The organism is Microbacterium sp. ZW T2_14 (assembly GCF_044987405.1).
In the GTDB taxonomy this organism is placed as follows: Bacteria; Actinomycetota; Actinomycetes; order Actinomycetales; family Microbacteriaceae; genus Microbacterium.
In genome coordinates this window covers 32,432-49,530 of the sequence record NZ_JBJDRK010000028.1, presented here as the reverse complement: position 1 = coordinate 49,530, position 17,099 = coordinate 32,432, and the positions used below count along the sequence as shown (strand labels likewise).

The following is a 17,099-nucleotide window of genomic DNA, read 5'->3' as shown; positions in this document are numbered from 1 at the left end:
AGCGAGTACGCTCATTATTGAGTACAGTTGGTGATACTGAGGCGGAACGCGTCGCCTCGCCCACGAGAAGGAGCACGACAGACAGATGAAGGCGTACGCCGTTTCGGCATTCAAGGGCCCGCTCGAGGAGATCGATGCTGCCGAACCGCGCGTGGGGCGCTCCGACGTCCTCGTGCGCGTACAGGCCGCCGGAGTCAACGTCCTCGACGAGAAGATCCGGCTCGGCGAGTTCCGGCAGATCCTGCCGCACGCCTTCCCGCTCGTGCTCGGCCACGATCTGGCCGGAACGGTGATCCGGGTCGGCGCCGACGTGAGGGGCCTCAAGCCGGGCGACACCGTCTACGGCCGCCCGGACGACGATCACATCGGCACGTTCGCCGAGCGCATCGCGGTGCCCGAGTCCGACCTCGCGATCGCCCCCGCCTCGGTCGACATCGAGGCGGCGGCGTCGTTGCCGCTGGTCGCGCTGACCGCCTGGCAGGCACTGGTGGAGCGAGGGCGGGTCCAGGCGGGCCAGAAGGTCCTGATTCACGGCGGTGCGGGCGGGGTCGGGTCCCTCGCGATCCAGCTTGCGAAGCATCTGGGCGCGACGGTGGCCACGACCGCCGGCAGCGCCAACGCGCAGTTCGTGCGCGAGCTCGGCGCCGACATCGTCATCGACTACCGGACCGAGGACTTCGAGCAGCAGCTCAGCGGCTTCGATCTCGTGCTGGACGGCATCGGCGGCGAGAACCTCGAGAAGTCGCTGCGCATCCTGAAGCCCGGCGGGCGCGCGATCGGCATCGCGGGCCCGCCCGACCCGCAATTCGCCCGGGATGCCGGACTCAACCCCGTCGTGCGGCTCGCGATCCGCGGACTCAGTGCGAAGGTGCGGCGGCAGGCGCGAAAGCTGGGTGTCGAGTACGAGTTCCTCTTCATGCGCGCCAGCGGCGAGCAACTGCGCCAGATCACCCGCCTCGTCGACGACGGAGTGCTGCAGCCCGTCGTCGGCCGCGTGCTGCCCTTCGGCGAGACCCCCGAGGCGCTACGGCTCGTGGCGGCCGGCGGCGGGCGCGGAAAGACCGTCGTGAGCATGGCGTGACCGGAGGTTCGATCGCATGACGAGCCGGGCCGTGCGCACGACGGGGTGAGATCGACCGCCGTGCGCACCAGCCCGCCGGAGCGTCAACCCACCCGGGGTCGCCACAGCAGCGAGGCCAGGCCGGCCAGGAGCGCCACGGCCGCGGCGAACCAGTAGCCCGGGGCGAAGGCGGCGAAGCCCGGACTCACGAGGGCCACCGCCGCCACGCTCGACACGGCGGAGACGCCCGCAGCGGCACCGAACTCGTGGAAGGTGCTCAGCGCGCCCGACGCGACACCTGCTTCGGTCGGCTCGACAGCAGAGAACATGCTGCCGGCGGCCGCGACGAACACCGCCCCGACGCCGAAGCCCGCGACGCTCGTGCCGACGATCAGCACCGTCATCGAGAAGACTCCCGCCGCTGCCGCGAGTCCTGCGGCCGTGATGAGCAGCCCCGTCACCGACACCGCACGCACGCCCCATCGCGGAATGATGCGGCCGCCGAGAGTGGCGCCGAGGATGGAACCGGCCGCGACGGGCAGGAACGACAGCCCGGTCTCCAGCGCGGTGAATCCATGAAGCTGCTGGAGCGAGAAAGAGCCGAGGAAGAAGACCGAGATCATCAGGGCGGCCGCGACGAAGATCAGCCCCAGCCCCCGCACCACCGGTCCTCGCCTCAGCATCGCCGGTTGGATCAGCGGATCGGCGGCCGAGCGGATCCGCCAAGCGAAGAGGGCGTACCCCACGAGCGCGGCGCAGAAGGCGATGAGGGTGGAGGCGCTCAACCAGCCGTCGTCGCCGGCCGCAGCGAGTCCGTACACCGCGGCGCCCGTCGCCGCCGTCACCAGTGCCGCGCCGACCACGTCGACGCGCCCACCCGATCCCGGCAGCGGGCGGACCGATCTCACCAGACCGATCAGCAGAAGGATGCCGACGGGCACGTTGATGAAGAACACCCACGGCCACCCCGGCCCGGCAGTCAGCAGGCCGCCGAGCAGGACGCCGATCGCGGCACCCGCGCCGCCGAGAGCAGACCACACGCCGAGGGCGCGGGTGAGCTCGGGGCCCGCGAACGTCCGCACGATCACCGACAATGCGGCGGGTGACATGGCGGCCGCGCCCACGCCCTGGAGCGCGCGTGCGAGCAGGAGCATCTCGCCGCTGCCCGCCAGCCCCGCCAGCAGCGAGGCGGCGATGAAGACCGTCAGGCCGGCGAGCACGACGCGTCGCGGACCCAGGATGTCGGCGGCCTTGCCGCCCAGCAGCATCAAGCCGCCGAAGACCAGAGCGTAGATGCTCGCGACCCACGCGACCGTCGTCCTGTCCAATCCGAGATCGGCCTGCATGTCGGGCAACGCGATCGCGACGACGGTCACATCCACGATCAGCATCAGCTGCGCGACCCCCAGGAGGGCCAGGATGCGCCAGCGGCGCGGATCGGCGGTGGGGGGGGCCTTCGCGGCCGTGGGATCTGGAGTGTGCATGACGTGACCCTTCGCAAGTTGAACAGTGATGTACGAGTACGATAAACCGTACACACGTGTTCAACAAGAGGCGTGGTCGCAGCCTCACATCAGGCGAGCGCTGCGCGCGCCGGGGCACCGATAGACCGTCACGGGTGCCCACACCGAGGCGACGCGGGAGCCGCCCGGCGGTCTCGACCAGAAGAGCCCTGAGGTCAGGCGGCGAGCGCTGCGAGGCTCGTGTCGCGCACCAGGACGGGTGCCTCGTCGGCCGCGATCTCGCCACGATGCACCGCAGCCGAGGCTCCGTGCACGATCGCCTGGATGACGCTGATCTGCCAGTCGATGGGCATGTCGCGGTTGAACTCGCCGGCGTCGCGTCCGCGTTCGAGCAGCGCGCGGACCCGGACCGCGGGTTCGTCGTGAGCACGGCGGATCTGGTCGGGGGGCAGCGCTTGCGAAGCCGCGACGACGACGGCACCGAACCGATGCGTCAGATGCCACGTGGCCTCGAGCAGACGGCCGAGGGCCTCTCGGGGGTCACCGTCGAGATCGAGGCTCGCCAGCGCCGCGTCGGTCTGGGCGATCGCACGGTCGACAACCTCGCGGATGAGCGTCGCGCGAGAGTCGAAGTGACCGTACAGCGTCACCCGTCCGACATTCGCGGCCTTGGCGATGTCGTTGATGCTGGCGTCGGGGTCGATGGCGAGAAGTCGCGTGGCAGCGGCGATTATCGACTCGATGTTGCGGACGGCGTCGGCCCGCTTCGCGCGATCCTGCGACGCGCCCGCAGGCTCCGGCTTCCTGCCCGCTCCGCCCACCCGCGCCTCCTAAATAGGACAGTCATGTGCACCTTAGCCTGCCTCGCACCGCCCACGCGCTCGCGTGCGCGGCGACGGGCGGATCGGTTCCCTTAACTCGGACACTGATGTACAGTTTAAACTCGCACACCGGCGTTCAAGAAAAGAGGTGGGAAATGGATGCCGTCCTCAGACAGGAATCGCCTGACCGCCCGCTCCCGCGCCGACGTGGCGGCGACTGGTGGCCGATCGTCTGGCCCACCGCGCTCGCCGTGCTGGTCGCAGCGGCGACCGCCTACGGTCTCGCCGACGGACGCGACGTCGCTCCGGTGGTTGCGGCATCCGGTCTGGTGTATCTCGCGGCGGCCGCAACCGATCAGCGGTGGGCGGCGTGGGTCGCCTTCGGCGTCGCCTTCGCCCTCGTCACGCTGGACAAGTTCGCGGGCCTGGACGCGATGCCGTGGCTGCTGGCGCTGGCCGGAGCGCTGGTCGTCGCGGGCCCGGCCTCGCGCCGCACCCATCCCCGGTGGGCGCTGCCGCTGCAGACCGCCGCGATGCTGGTGCTCGGCGCGACCGCGGTGCTCGCCCTCGAGCTCGACCCGACCGTCGGCGGACTGCTGATCGCAGCCGCGCTCCTCGGTCACGCCGCGTGGGACGTCCATCACCATCGCACCGGACGCGTCGTCGACCGCACGCTCGCCCGCTTCTGCGCGGTGCTCGACGTCCTCGTCGCGATCCTCGTCGGCACCATTACACTCGCCGCATGACGACCGCAGGGGCGGCGCGCCGACGGGCGCACCGGATCACCACCGATACCGGAGTGCTGCTGCGCCGGCCTTTCGAAGCCGACGCGGCGGGGGTCTTCGCCGTCCACGGCGACCCTTCCGTCTACCGCTACGACCCACAGGAGACGCACGCCGACGTCGAGTACTCCGCGCGGTTCCTGGCACCGATACTCGACCACTGGGCCGAGCACGGCTTCGGCTACTGGGCGGTGCTTCTCCCCGCCGGCGAATGGCAGGAGGGCCTGCCGGGCGCCCACGCCGAGGACGGCGCGCGGGTGTTCGCCGGTCTGGGTGGCATCCGGACTCACACCTTGGCAGGCCGGCCCGTGCTCAACGTGTACTACCGCTTCGCGCCGGCCGCACAGGGGCGAGGTCTCGCCCGCATCGTCGTGGAGCAATCGCTCGCGCTCGCACCCCTCGTCGCGCCGGGCACGGATGTCGTGGTGCGCACGCGTCCGGCGAACGCGGTCGCACGTCACGTCGCCGAGCGCGCCGGCTTCCTCGATGAGGGCCTGGAGCCCGGCACCACCGACATGCAGCTGCTGCGCTACCGGTTCTGACGGCTCCGGTCACCGGAAGAGACCGAGCGCCGGACGGCGTCTGCCGTCACGAGTCGCGGCGGTCGGCGGCATCCATCGCTCGGAGGAGTTCTGTGAGCGCCGCAGCGACCGTGTCGTCCAGGACTTCTTCCGGCGCGCCTTCGAAGTTGTACAGCCTGCTGCCGGCTCGCCCACTGACCCACCATCCGATGTAGACCGTCCCGGGTTCACGACCTTCCTCGCTGTCGGGTCCGCCGACGCCGGTCGTCGCAACCGCCACGTCGGCGTCCAGCTGCGCTGCCACACCGGCCGCCATCTCCTCCGCGCACCGAGCACTCACCACGGGCCCGGGCGACACCGCGAGAACCTTCTCCTTCACCGCCGTGGCATACGCGACCACGCCGCCGCGCAGCCACTCCGACGCATTTTCGGCTGCACCCAGGGCATTCACGAGCAGCCCGCAGGTCAAAGACTCCGCCACCGCGACGGTGAGGTCGCGGTCGCTCGCGCACCGAGCCACCTTCTGCGCCAGATCGGCGCTCTTCTCCGCAGTCACGGGCATCAACCTAGCGGGGCCGCGCCCTCAGGCCGGGCGGGTTGACATGCCACGACAACGCCCGTCCGCCTATCCGCGCCGCCGCCGGGCGCACACGATCGGCCGGCGGCGGATGCCTCGACCGGGGCATGACATCGACACGGCCCGGTGATGCGGCCCGGCGGGAGTGGTCAATCCATTGCGATCAGCGGTGCGAAGATCGGTAGCTCGCGTACGACCCATCCGGGCCCGGCGACGCGACCCCCCACCCCGAGAGAAGAGAACCCATGACCGCACCCACCGTCGTCCTCGTCCACGGAGCCTTCGCCGAATCGGCCAGCTGGAGCGGCGTCATCGCCGCCCTGCAGAGCCGCGGCGTCAACGCGATCGCGACCCCGAACCAGCTGCGCAGCGTCACAACCGACGCCGCGAACGTGCGCAGCGCCGTCGAGTCGATCGGCGGTCCTGTGCTGCTCGTCGGCCACTCCTACGGTGGCGCCGTCATCACGGAGGCCGCTGTCGGCAGCGACGCGGTCGCGGGTCTCGTCTACGTCGCCGCGTTCGCCCCCGACCACGGCGAGACCGCCCTGGGTCTGACCGGCCAGTTCCCCGGGAGCACGCTGGGCGAGACCGTCCGCCCGTACCCGCTGGGCGACGGCACCAACGACCTGATCGTCGACCGGGACCTGTTCCCGAACCAGTTCGCCGGCGATGTTCCCCTCGAGGACGCCAAGATCGCCGCCGCCACCCAGCGACCCATCCGCGACTTCGCCCTCGGCGAGCCGCAGCCTGCCGAGACGCCGGCGTGGAAGAACCTGCCGTCGTGGTTCATCTTCGGCACCGGCGACAAGAACATCCCGGCCGAGGGGCTTCGATTCATGGCCGACCGCGCGGGTTCGCTCAAGACCGTCGAGATCGACGGTGCGTCCCACTCGGTGATGGTGTCGAACCCCGAGGCGGTCGCCGACCTGATCGCGGAGGCGCTCGCGCACCTCTCCTGATCCCCCACCACCACGGCGGGATCCGCCTCGGCGGATCCCGCCGTCAGCCGATCGATCGATCACCGGCACAGCTGGCGCGTACCGAGAGGGAGCCGATCGCTCGATGTGCCTGCGTCTTCATCGCGAGAGCGTCGAAGCATGGCACAGGACGAATACCTCTCGCCGTGGGAGGGCCACGCCGCACCTCCCGGCACGGCCCCCTTCCCCGGCCGCCGTGCGGCATTCCTCGACCGATTCACGAAGGCGTTCGCCCGTCGACGGCGCACACCGGAGCTGACCAACGAAGAGCACCATCGGCGGCGGCTCGCTGAGAACGAGCAGCGCGAACGCGAGTACACAGCGCTGATGCGGCTTCTGGCGACGACGTTGGGAACCCTGCGATGAGCCGCCGGCTCTCGCAGGGTGGCCCGTCATCCACCGAACGGTTGATGGCCGAATCATCCGGCGAAGTGCGCTCTCTCAGCCGACCTGGCGACGCCCGGGCGGGGAGGACGCGCCAGCCTGGGATCATGCCAGTCGCCGAGGTCGCGGGACTCCGCAAAGGGTATGGAGGACGCACCGTGCTCGACGGTGTGACGTTCGCCGTCGAACGCGGCGAGGTGTTCGGCATCCTGGGTCCGAACGGAGCCGGCAAGACGACGGTCGTCGAGATCCTGGAAGGACTTCGGCGACCCGATGCGGGCTCCGTGCGCGTGCTCGGCATGAACCCGTGGAAGGAGCGACGCCGGCTGAGCGAATCCATCGGCGTGCAGCTGCAGAGCTCCCAGTTGCCCGACAACCTCAAGGTCGGAGAGGCGCTGCGGTTGTACGCCTCGTTCTACGCCCGCCCGGCGGACTGGCGCGTGCTACTCGAGGAATGGGATCTCGCCCGCCTCCGCGCAGTGCGTTATGCGAAGCTCTCCGGAGGCGAGCGCCAGCGATTGATGATCGCGCTGGCGCTCGTGGGACAGCCCGAGGTCGTGTTCCTCGACGAGCTCACCACGGGGCTCGATCCGAACGCGCGCCGCGCGACGTGGGAGCTCGTGCGCCGCCTGCGCGAGAGCGGCGTGACCGTCGTGCTGGTGTCGCATCTCATGGACGAGGTCGAGTATCTGTGCGATCGCGTCGCCATCCTCGACGGTGGCGCGATCGTCGCGGTCGACTCCCCGGCGGTGCTCACCGCTCGACTCGGCGGCGAGAGGACCATGCGCTTCGTTCTCGCCGGTGGCGCGTCGACCAGCGCTGACATCGAGTTCCTCCACGACCTGCCGGGTGTGATGAACGTGCGCCGTCTCGGCCGATCGGTGACCGTGACCGGAGCCCGCGACGTTCCCGCGGGTGTGGAGGCTGCGCTCGCCGAGCACCACATGTCGATCACGGACGTCCGTGTCTCCGATACGACGCTCGAGGATGCGTTCATGTCGCTGGCCGAGCGATCGAGCGAAGGTGGTGCTTCGTGATGTCCACGGTGGCGCGTCCAGGCGCCGGTTCTCACCTGTCCGCGACGACGACTCTCGCAGCGATCGAGGCGAGGCTGCTCCTGCGGGATCCGGGTTCCCTCTTCACCGTAGCGATCCCGGTCTTCCTTCTCGTCGTCTTCGGCGCGTCCAGTGGAGCCGGAGCGACGGCAGTGCTGCCGACGACGCTGGCCACGGCGATCGGCCTGTTCGGCCTGTATCTCGTGCCGACCACGCTCGCGACGTACCGGGAGCGCGGCATCCTCCGTCGACTCTCGGTGACTCCCCTTTCGCCCACGCGACTGCTCGCCGTACAGCTGCTGCTCCAGACGATCCTCGCGCTCGCGAGCTGCATTCTTCTCGTCGCAGTGGGAGCGGCCATGGGCGCGGTGCTTCCGGTCGACGTCGCCGCGTTCGCGGCGGCCGTCGTGCTGGGGCTCGCGTGTCTCCTCTCCTGCGGCCTGCTCATCGGGGCCGTGGCGCCGAATGGCCGCGCGGCGAACGGCATCGGCGTGCTGCTCTACTTCCCGCTGGCGTACCTCGGAGGCCTGATCCTTCCTCCACCGCTCATGCCGCCCACCGTTCTGGCGATCGGGGCGTTCACTCCGCTCGGGGCCCTTCGTGAGGCGCTGGCCGCGGCCTGGGACGGCGGGGCAAGTGCGTTGTCGCTCGGGGTGATGGCCGCGTACGCTGTCTGCGTCAGCCTCGCCGCCGTCAGGCTGTTCCGCTGGGAGTGATCGCGATCCCGCAGTCGAGCAAGCTCGAAGAGCGCCACAACCGCATCGAACGGATGCTGGTCGTGGCGCCCTATGGGCTGCTGCTCGTGCCGACGGTCGTGACCACGGTGCTCGGCGCCGAGTGGCCGGACGCGCTCATCACCCTGAGCATCGCGGCCGCCGCGGCCGTCTGGCTGTGGCTCATGGCGACACGGCGCGAGCCCGGCCTGATCTTCTTCGCCGGGCTCCTCGTGCTGATCGCGATACTCGGCTCGCGCAGCCCATGGTTCGCCGGGCTGTTCGGCTTCACCGGCTACCTCTACGCGTGGACGGTGCTCCGGGGGCCGTGGCGCTACGTGGGCGTTGCCCTCACGGCCATGATCAACGTCGCCGCGCTGATGGGCGGGGCTCTCGGCAGCCCGCTCGAGTTCGCCGCCTATCTGTCGTTCGTGGTGCTGACGGTGGCGCTCGTGATCCTCTTCAGCATGCTGGGCGACGTGACGGCAGAACGCAGCGCCGCCTACCAGCAGACGGTCACGCAGCTCCAGGACGTGATCGCCGAGAACGCCGAGCTGCATGAGCGGCTCATCATGCAGGCCCGCGAGGCCGGCGTCCGCGAGGAGAGGCAGCGCATGGCGCGTGAGATCCACGACACGCTCGCCCAGGGGTTCGCCGGCATCGCCACACAGCTGCAGGCGGCGCAGCGCGCCGGACTTGCGGGCGACGACCTCGCCTGGCGTCACCATCTCGATCACGCGATCCGGCTCACGCGCGACGGACTGGAGGAAGCGCGCCGCTCGGTCCGCGGCATCGGTCCCGCGCAGCTCGACGCGACGCTGCTGCCCGACGCCGTGGCGGCGATCGCGGCGGAGTGGAGTGATCGGAACGGCGTCCGCGCGACGGTGTCGGTGACGGGCGACACGCGCCCCCTGCATCCGGAGGTCGAGGCCACGGTCGTCCGCATCGCCCAGGAGGCGCTGTCGAACTCGGCCAAGCACGCGGGCGCCAGCCGCGTGGGAGTCACCCTCTCGTACATGGACGATCAGGTCGCGCTCGACATCCGCGACGACGGCGTGGGATTCGACGCCGCGCAGGATGCCGGCGACGGGCGCTTCGGCCTGACATCCATGCGGCAGCGGGTCGCTCGGCTGGGCGGCGACCTCGAGGTCGAGTCCGCGATCGGTTCCGGCACGGCGATCTCGGCCACGCTGCCCGCGGTCGGCGTGCGCGCAGCGGACGGAGGCCCGCATGCCTGACGACGCCATCCGCCTGCTGATCGCCGACGACCATCCGGTCGTGCGGGACGGGCTCCGGGGCATGTTCGCGGGTGATCCGCGATTCGACGTGGTCGGTGAAGCGAGCGACGGGGCTCATGCCGTCGAACTCGCTCGTGCGCTTCGCCCCGACGTCGTCCTGATGGACCTGCGGATGCCGCGCCTCGACGGTGTCAGTGCGATCCGGCGCCTGCGCGAGCTGGGTATCGCTGCCCGCGTCCTGGTGCTGACAACCTTCGACACCGACAGTGAGGTGCTGCCCGCCGTCGAGGCGGGAGCAACGGGGTACCTCCTCAAGGACGCACCGATCGACGACTTGAAGCGGGCCGTCGAAGCGTCGGCCCGAGGTGAGTCGGTGCTCTCACCCACTATCGCGACGCGGCTCATGCACCAGGTGAGGGACCCCGGATCGCCGATCAGCGATCGCGAGCGGGAGGTCCTCGCGCTCATCGCCCAGGGCCGATCCAACAGAGAGGTGGCTGCCGAGCTCTTCATCAGCGAGGCGACCGTCAAGACGCATCTCCTCCACGTGTACGAAAAGCTCGGCGTCAACGATCGCGCAGCCGCAGTGGCGGTGGGATTCCAGCGGGGCCTGCTGACGTGACCGCGCGGCTCGGCCCCGACCACGCCGGGAGCTCGAGGTGCGTCGCGTCAGCTGTGGTCTCCTGCCGGACCGGAACGGGACACCGGCATCCGCGGAGGACCCGCGCGGCCGGCGAGGAAGTCGGCGGCGAGGCGGGTACAGGTCTGCGGATGCTCGTGCAGCAGGAGGTGCGTGGCGCCCGGCAGCACCGCGAGGTAGCCGTCCGGGAGCGCGCGGTACAGCTCGATCGTGTGCTCCAGGGTGATGAGGTCGTCGTCGGCGGCGACCGCCAGAGTCGGGCAGCTGATGCGACCGAGGTCGCTCGCCGTCAACGGCTCTTCGTCACGGGCGGCAGCCGCGATCTTGGCGGAGAAGACGGGGAAGTGGTCGATTCCATCCGGCGAGACCTCGCCGTAGGCGTGCACGATCTCGGCCGGCCAGTCAGCCGTCGCAACAGGCCGGACGAGAAGTCCGTCCGCATCGAACCACCCGCTGAAGAGCACGAGCGCGGTCACGAGCTCCGGTCGGCGCGCGGCGACCCGCAGCGCCACTGCAGCGCCGGCACTGTATCCGACGACGGCCACCGGACCGCGCGCGACCGCCTCGATGAAGCGGATCGAGTCGTCTGCCATGACCTCGAGGGTCAGCGGCCCGTCGACATCCGCCGTGTGGCCATGTCCGCGCCGGTCGAGCAGGAGCAGGCGGTACTCCGACCCGAGCGCCGCCAGATTGTCCTCGAAGTCGCGCGCCTTCGTCGTGAAGGGTGCTCCGGCCTCGACCCTTGCGGATGTGATCCGGCGCATCCACGAGGGCGGGCGCTACGTGGACCCCGCGCTCGCCGCTGAGGCGCTCACGATCCCGGCGTCACCGCTGACCGAGCGCGAGACCGAGGTTCTTCAGCTCACCGGAGACGGCCTCGACGTCGGCGGCGTCGCGGCACGCCTGCACCTTGCCCGGGCACCGTCCGCAACCTGCTCATCTCGGTCCGCCTGAAACTGGATGCGGCGAGCTCGCACGACGCCGCTCGCATCGCCCGCGACGCCGGGTGGATCCGCTGATCCACCCGGTGGGCCGACATCGGTGACGCGCGTCCACGCGGAGCCCGATGCCGTGGGCGTCAGACGTTGCGTCGCTTGACGGCGATAACCGCCGCCACCAGCCAGACGGCCGTCCACAGCACCGTGGTGACGGTGAGCGTGAGCGGGTCGAGCTGGCCCTCCTCGATCGTGAGGGAGGCGAGCGTGGTGAGGGAGGATCCGGGGATGGACTTGCCGATCAGGTTCACGGCATCGACGGGGATGAGGCCGAGGATCAAGGGGACGAGGTAGAAGAAGCCGAGAACGACTCCGAGGGCCCCGATCGAGGAGCGCACGATCAGGCCGACCGCGACGCCGATCACCGCGCCGCACGTCTCCGCGAGGGCGAGATCGAGCAGCACCCGGACCACCTCCGGTGACCACGCGCCCAGTCCTCCGCCTCTCAGGATGTCGGCAAGGGCGAACGTGCCGACGGAGGTGACCAGCGACACGGCAAGGGCGATCGCCGCCACGAGCGTGTACTTCGCGAGCACCACGGGGGTGCGCGAGGGAACGACGCTGTATGTCTGGACCGCGGCGTTGCTCTCATAGTCGGAGGTCGCCGTCACGATGCCGACGAGGATCAGGATGATGAACGTCGCGAACGAGGACGGCGTCGCGGTGTCCAGCACCGCGGCCGCGTCGACGGGTCCGGACGCCGCTGACGCCCAGATGAGGGTGATCAGGAACGGTGCCACAAGAGCGGCGCCGATCAGCCACTTCGTGGTGCGCAGTCCGGCGAGCTTGATGCCCTCCGACCGAAGCGCGCGCGCGAGCGTCACGCGATGGTCGCGGGCGGTCTGGGCGACACTCATCGCGACTCCTTGCCGGCCGGCTCGCCCGCGGCGAACTGCTGTTCCCCCTCGGTCAACGACAGGAACGCGTCTTCGAGCGAGCCCTGCTGCGAAACGAGCTGGTGCAGGGGGATCGCGTGGGCTGCGGCGAGGTCTCCGATGGCCTCAGCGCTGATGCCGGTGAGCACCAGCGCGCCGTCGGCGGCGGTGCTGTCCACCCGGCCTCCGTTCGCGGTGATGATGCCGGCCAGGTCAGTGCCGCGCGGTGAGCGGACGAGGACCGAGGAGCGGGTGGCCTGCGCGATGACGTCCGCGATGGGCCCGTCCGTGATGACGCGCCCTCGCCCCATGACGATGACCCGGTCCGCGGTCAACGCCATCTCGCTCATCAGGTGGCTCGAGATCAGGATCGTCCGACCCTCCGCCGCCAGGGATCGGGCGAGTTCTCGCACCCAGTGCACTCCGTCGGGATCCAGCCCGTTCACCGGCTCGTCGAGCACCAGCGTCGCCGGGTCGCCCAGCAGCGCAGCGGCGATGCCGAGCCGCTGACGCATCCCCAGCGAGTAGGTGCCGATGCGCCGGGACGCGGCATCCGTCAATCCGGTCATCGTCAGCACCGCGTCGACGCGGCCGTCGCCGATGCCGTTGGTCGCCGCCAGCCCGCGCAGGTGCGTCCGGCCCGTCCGGCCCGGGTGCACGGCGGTCGCATCCAGCAGCGCTCCCACCGTCGACATCGGTGCCGGCGAGCGCGAGAACGGGGCACCGTCGACCAGCGCCGTGCCCGAGGTCGGCTGATCCAAGCCCAAGATCATGCGCATCGTCGTCGATTTGCCGGCCCCGTTCGGACCGAGCAATCCGGTGACGCTGCCGGGGCGCACCGTGAAACTGACGTCGTCCACGGCGACGCGCGAACCGAAGTGTCGCGTCAGTCGAGCCACCTCGATCACTGTGGGTTCCTCCCCGTTACGCCCAGCCTACGGGCGCCGCGGTGTCCGGTTGCGATGGCGGGGCGGATCAGTCCTCAGCGCTCTCGCGCGCGAACAGCAGCAGCTCCGGAAGACTCGTGGCGAAGTAGTCGGTCTCCCCGCTCGCGTGGCGGGCCACGGGGGGAACGTACTGCAGGCGCGCCTCGCCGAGCGTTGCGGGCGGGTCGGTCTGCGGGAGGCCGTTCGCCGCGAGCACCGCGTCCCACGCCGCGATCGCCTGGCCTTCGCCACCTTCCCAGGGGTGGAAGGATCGGGTCAGCAGGATCTCGAGCGCCCGCCCCGCCTCCCCGGCGTCGACCAGCAGCTTCACGTACTCGATCGTCAGGTCATCGCGTGAGAGTACGAGAGGCTCCACCTGCCGCAGCCGGAGCAGTCGCTCCGAGGTGGTCCGTCCGAGCCGGATCGCCAGCTGGTCCTGCTCATACCGGAGGCGGGCGTCGTCGGGCGCGACCGTGACAGCTCGCTCATACAAGTCCCACGCGCGAGCGTCGTCGTGGTCGACGTTGTAAGCGGCGAGCGCGGCATTGCGGAAGAGGACGGCGTCGGTCCGTCCGAGCGCGATCGCCCGGTCCCAGTGCACGCGCGCGTCGGGGCGACGTCCGTGCGCATAGAGCAGCATCCCGATCAGCGAATGCGCCACGGCGTCATCCGGGTCTGCCGCGAGCGCCGTCTCGAGTGCGTCGAGCGCATCGAGCCCGAACGGGAAGCACCGCGTGAGGTCCGCTGCCTGCGCGCGCACGCGCTCCCCCGCTGCCCGGGCGGAGTCCCCGCGCACCTCGTGGACAGCGGCGGCGATGTAGTGCGCGAGCGGCCGGACGTTCCCCGACCAGGCGGCCGCGGCCGTGGCCGTCCACTCGAGAACCTGGAGCGCCTCGTCCAGCGCTCCGGCGTTGCGCAGGTCCAACGCCACGTCGAGCAAGAGCCCGGCCTCGTCCGTGAGTGGCCGACCCGCGAGCGCCCTGATGGTGGCGTCGAGAGGATCGGCCTCGAGTGCCCGCAGCAGGACGGCTTCGGCATCCGTGTCCGCTCCGGAACGGCGGAGCAGGATCGCGCGGAGGGCGACGCGGCGCACGTCGTGGCCGACCACCCCGTCGAGCGTGTCGAGGACGCGCAGGGCGGCGCGGTTCTGGCCGCGGTACGCCAGCGACTGGGCGAGGGCGAACCCCGCTGCGGCGGCCAAGGTGCCGTCCCAGCCTGCCTTGCCGAAGGCCTGCTCCGCCTCGGCGATCCGCCCGAGCCGGCGCAGTACCAGCCCCTGCAGGTAGAACGCCTCGGCGTCCATCGGGTTCGCGTTGCGGCGAGTGAGCCGCGCCAGCGCCGTCTCCACCCGCCCGAGTGCCGTGGCGTAGTCCCCGGCGCGATAGTCCCGGTCTGCGAGCGCGAGGTTGATGCGGACGTCACCGGGATCGCGCTCGAGGCCGGCGTTCCAGTACGCCAGCGGCGAGCGCGTCGGGTGACGGTACTGGCTGAGGTGGAGGCCCGTGAGGTAGAGCTCCTCAACGGACTCGATCGCATCTGGAGCGGCGGGTTCCTCGGCGACCCAGGGTTCTTCGTCGCCGACGACGGTCGGGCTCCATCGCACCAGAAGCTGTCCCGCCGAGGTCAGCAGCTCCGCCATGACCGCCTCGTCAGCGTCGGATCGCACGTCGGCCTCGAGTCGGAACGGCACCCCGGGATCGATGTCGACGATCTGCGAGGCGAGCACCTCGCCGCCGCGGACGATGCGCGCGAGGGCGCCTCGGTGCGGTCGTGTCACCGCGAAGGTCGCCGCCAACGCCGCGTCACGGTCCACGTGCACCGCCGCGTCGGGCGTGGCCTGGTGCGCGGTCCCGATCGCGGGGATCGGATACCAGTACTGCGTGAACACCTTGGTCTCGCCGGGGAGCAGCCAGCTGAAGTCCGGCTGGTTGTCGGTGTAGACGCCGGCCATGAGCTCGACGTAGGGACCGTCGCCATCGGTGAGCTGCGCATCCCACGCCTGCCCGAGCGGCCCGGTCCCCCACGTCCACTGCTTCTTGCCCGGCGAGAGCCGCCGCTCGGCCCAGTGCACGAAACCGGCGCCTGCCGCGTGGTCGTACCCGCCGAAGAAATCCTGGCCCGAGTCGACGATCATGTACGACGTCGGCACGGGGATGTTCTTGTACCAGTCGATGCGGTCGGCGTCGGGGTCGGTCTGCGCGAGCGCCGGATAATCGACGCCGTAGTACGGCCGGTCCGCCTGAGGGAACGCGGTGAGCCCCCGCCGGGCATGATCGGCGACGTAGCGCACGTCCTCCGGGAAGAAGGACTGGTAGTCGTCGTGGACCGCGGCGGCGACGTTCGCCCACCAGAGGAAGCTCTGACGCTCGTCCGTCCGATTGTGCAGGCGGACCGCGAGCTCGACGACCGAGCTCCCCGCGCGCAGGCGCACACCGTGCTGAGCCGACATGCGGGCGAACGGATCGTGGTCGTGACACCACACGGTCACCGTGCCGTCGTCGTCGTACTCGATGGACGCCTCGACGGGGAGGTACGTCGCCGGACGATGGTGTTGCGGCCAATTGAACTCGACGCCCCCGCTGATCCACGGGCCGGCGAGCCCGACCAGGGCCGGCTTGATCACGTTGTTCCGGTAGAAGAAGTCGTACCCCGTCGTCTTGTCGTAGCCGACATGGATGCGACCGCCCAGCTCCGGAAGCACCACGAGGCGGATGTACTCGTTCTCGAGATGGATCGCATCCCAGTCGCGCAGCGTCGCCTCGTCGGAGACGCTCTCGGTGAACGGCAGCGGATACACCTTCCCGCTGGACCCCTGGTACACGCGGTGGTCGAGGAACATCGGGTAGCGGCTCGGCTCGCCCGGCTCGTAGGTGCGGATGGTCAGCGACTCGCGCCAGGCGACGGCCTCTCCATGCGCGAGCGCGCCCTCGAGGTCGGCGGGCACGTCGGGAAGCCGGAGCTTCTCATGGGGATCGTGCGATGCGCCGAGAACCGTGTGTCCGTTCTCGGCGATGTCCGTCCGTTCAGCGGTCATCGCTGACCTCCTCGGGGAGATTGCGGCGGAGTGCCGGGCTGCGGGATCTCTCGCGGAACGTTGCGAGCTGATTCGACGCTACGAGGTGTCAGGACACCCAGGTATGGTCACAACGAGGGACTTCATGGACGAAACACCGATCAACGGCGAACCTTTCTACCGCAAGGACGGCTTCGACAACCAACGGCTCTGCGTCGTCCCCCGGCCTCAGATCGAAGCGGCGCTCGCGCGTGCCGGGACCCGGCGCATGACCGTGACGGATGCCGGATACTTCCCCGTTGCGGTCGGGCACCGGCGGACTCGTCCGAACGGTGCGGCCGAGACGATCGTGATCCTGTGCGTCGCCGGCAGCGGCGTCGTGCGCATCGCGGGCGCTGCCTATGCACTGACGCGGGGCACCTGCATCACCATCCCCGCCCACCAGTCGCACGAGTACCAGGCGTCTTCCGACGATCCATGGACGATCTGGTGGATGCATCTTCGGGGCACCGACGTCTCCGAGCTGACCGGGCCGCTGCTCGGCATCCCGCGCCCGCTCACCAGCCTGCGCGCGATCGACGGCGTCGCTGCACTGTTCGACGAGCTCGTGAGCCTGCTCGAGCGCCGCCACTCCCCCGTGCACCTGCTCGCGGCATCGGGCGTCGCGTGGCAGCTGCTGACGCGGGTCGTCGCCGACAGCATCCTTCCGGCCGAAGGTTCGCCGATCGAACGAGCGATGCGCTTCCTCGAGGCGCGCGTCGACAGCAACATCCAGGTGAGCGAGCTGGCCGCAATGGTGGGCATGTCGCCGTCTCACCTGAGCGCCCTGTTCCGCCGGGCGACCGGGAGCGGTCCCGGCGCCTTCCACACCTCAGTGAAGATGGCGCGCGCTCGGAGCCTGCTCGACACGACCACTGCGAGCATCGGCGAGATCGCTTCCGCCGTCGGCTACGCCGACCCGTTGTATTTCTCCCGCCATTTCCGGCGGATGCACGGCGTCAGTCCGACGCAGTACCGGGCGCAGCACAAGGGATGACGTGCGCTGCGCCCGGACCACCG

18 protein-coding genes are annotated in these 17,099 nt (G+C 70.4%); 11 read left to right on the top strand and 7 right to left on the bottom strand.

What is annotated here, in order from left to right; translation table 11 throughout:
- The first annotated feature begins 85 nt into the window (after positions 1-85).
- Entirely contained in the window at positions 86-1,081 is a 996-nt protein-coding gene (locus ACI3KY_RS11140) for an NADP-dependent oxidoreductase (RefSeq protein ID WP_404930239.1), read from the top strand.
- 83 nt (positions 1,082-1,164) lie between these two features.
- Here ACI3KY_RS11140 and ACI3KY_RS11135 read toward each other — a convergent pair whose 3' ends face one another.
- Together ACI3KY_RS11135 and ACI3KY_RS11130 are read right to left on the bottom strand one after the other, a co-directional pair.
- Entirely contained in the window at positions 1,165-2,544 is a 1,380-nt protein-coding gene (locus tag ACI3KY_RS11135) for an MFS transporter (RefSeq protein WP_404930238.1), read from the bottom strand.
- 194 nt (positions 2,545-2,738) lie between these two features.
- Positions 2,739-3,344 carry a TetR/AcrR family transcriptional regulator gene (locus ACI3KY_RS11130; RefSeq protein ID WP_404930237.1) on the bottom strand — a complete coding sequence of 202 codons (606 nt, stop codon included), beginning with the start codon at positions 3,342-3,344 and terminating at the stop codon, positions 2,739-2,741.
- Positions 3,345-3,499: 155 nt separating this feature from the next.
- Between ACI3KY_RS11130 and ACI3KY_RS11125 the strand changes: the two genes are divergently transcribed.
- The gene (locus ACI3KY_RS11125) at positions 3,500-4,090 is read left to right on the top strand and encodes a hypothetical protein (protein WP_404930236.1); all 591 of its coding nucleotides are present in this window, start codon (positions 3,500-3,502) and stop codon (positions 4,088-4,090) included.
- Positions 4,087-4,668 carry a GNAT family N-acetyltransferase gene (locus ACI3KY_RS11120; protein ID WP_404930235.1) on the top strand — a complete coding sequence of 194 codons (582 nt, stop codon included), beginning with the start codon at positions 4,087-4,089 and terminating at the stop codon, positions 4,666-4,668. The genes ACI3KY_RS11125 and ACI3KY_RS11120 overlap by 4 nt, the downstream gene beginning before the upstream one ends.
- Before the next feature lie 46 nt (positions 4,669-4,714).
- Here the strand turns inward: ACI3KY_RS11120 and ACI3KY_RS11115 are convergent, their stop codons facing one another.
- On the bottom strand, positions 4,715-5,203 hold the full coding sequence (locus ACI3KY_RS11115; protein WP_404930234.1) for a CinA family protein: 489 nt from the start codon (positions 5,201-5,203) through the stop codon (positions 4,715-4,717).
- 266 nt (positions 5,204-5,469) lie between these two features.
- On the opposite strand from ACI3KY_RS11115, the gene ACI3KY_RS11110 reads away from it, so the two are divergent.
- From ACI3KY_RS11110 to ACI3KY_RS11085, 6 genes are all read left to right on the top strand, one after another.
- Complete coding sequence (locus tag ACI3KY_RS11110) at positions 5,470-6,183, top strand: alpha/beta fold hydrolase (RefSeq protein WP_404930233.1); 714 nt, start codon at positions 5,470-5,472, stop codon at positions 6,181-6,183.
- 138 nt (positions 6,184-6,321) lie between these two features.
- Entirely contained in the window at positions 6,322-6,567 is a 246-nt protein-coding gene (locus ACI3KY_RS11105) for a hypothetical protein (protein ID WP_404930232.1), read from the top strand.
- A 125-nt stretch (positions 6,568-6,692) separates the two neighbouring features.
- A complete protein-coding gene (locus ACI3KY_RS11100; protein WP_404930231.1) occupies positions 6,693-7,622 on the top strand; it encodes an ABC transporter ATP-binding protein in 930 nt (309 codons plus the stop codon).
- Complete coding sequence (locus ACI3KY_RS11095) at positions 7,622-8,356, top strand: ABC transporter permease (protein ID WP_404930248.1); 735 nt, start codon at positions 7,622-7,624, stop codon at positions 8,354-8,356. Before ACI3KY_RS11100 ends, ACI3KY_RS11095 begins: the two co-directional genes overlap by 1 nt.
- Positions 8,353-9,591 carry a sensor histidine kinase gene (locus tag ACI3KY_RS11090; protein ID WP_404930230.1) on the top strand — a complete coding sequence of 413 codons (1,239 nt, stop codon included), beginning with the start codon at positions 8,353-8,355 and terminating at the stop codon, positions 9,589-9,591. Before ACI3KY_RS11095 ends, ACI3KY_RS11090 begins: the two co-directional genes overlap by 4 nt.
- Entirely contained in the window at positions 9,584-10,213 is a 630-nt protein-coding gene (locus tag ACI3KY_RS11085; protein WP_404930229.1) for a response regulator, read from the top strand. Before ACI3KY_RS11090 ends, ACI3KY_RS11085 begins: the two co-directional genes overlap by 8 nt.
- Before the next feature lie 47 nt (positions 10,214-10,260).
- Here ACI3KY_RS11085 and ACI3KY_RS11080 read toward each other — a convergent pair whose 3' ends face one another.
- Positions 10,261-10,995: an alpha/beta fold hydrolase gene (locus tag ACI3KY_RS11080; RefSeq protein WP_404930228.1), complete on the bottom strand. Its 735-nt coding sequence runs from the start codon at positions 10,993-10,995 to the stop codon at positions 10,261-10,263.
- Between ACI3KY_RS11080 and ACI3KY_RS11075 the strand changes: the two genes are divergently transcribed.
- Positions 10,982-11,185, top strand: a complete 204-nt coding sequence (locus ACI3KY_RS11075) for a hypothetical protein (RefSeq protein ID WP_404930227.1) — start codon at positions 10,982-10,984, stop codon at positions 11,183-11,185. The genes ACI3KY_RS11080 and ACI3KY_RS11075 overlap by 14 nt on opposite strands.
- Positions 11,186-11,309: 124 nt before the next feature.
- Here the strand turns inward: ACI3KY_RS11075 and ACI3KY_RS11070 are convergent, their stop codons facing one another.
- From ACI3KY_RS11070 to ACI3KY_RS11060, 3 genes are all read right to left on the bottom strand, one after another.
- Positions 11,310-12,083 (bottom strand): ABC transporter permease, encoded by a 774-nt coding sequence (locus tag ACI3KY_RS11070; protein ID WP_404930226.1) that lies wholly within the window; start codon positions 12,081-12,083, stop codon positions 11,310-11,312.
- Positions 12,080-13,009: an ABC transporter ATP-binding protein gene (locus tag ACI3KY_RS11065; protein ID WP_404930225.1), complete on the bottom strand. Its 930-nt coding sequence runs from the start codon at positions 13,007-13,009 to the stop codon at positions 12,080-12,082. Before ACI3KY_RS11065 ends, ACI3KY_RS11070 begins: the two co-directional genes overlap by 4 nt.
- A 67-nt stretch (positions 13,010-13,076) precedes the next feature.
- A complete protein-coding gene (locus ACI3KY_RS11060) occupies positions 13,077-16,061 on the bottom strand; it encodes a DUF5107 domain-containing protein (protein WP_404930224.1) in 2,985 nt (994 codons plus the stop codon).
- A gap of 124 nt (positions 16,062-16,185) precedes the next feature.
- Here ACI3KY_RS11060 and ACI3KY_RS11055 point away from each other — a divergent pair, with 124 nt between their 5' ends.
- Positions 16,186-17,076, top strand: coding sequence for a helix-turn-helix domain-containing protein (locus ACI3KY_RS11055; RefSeq protein ID WP_404930223.1), 891 nt, complete (start codon positions 16,186-16,188; stop codon positions 17,074-17,076).
- Positions 17,077-17,099 lie beyond the last annotated feature (23 nt).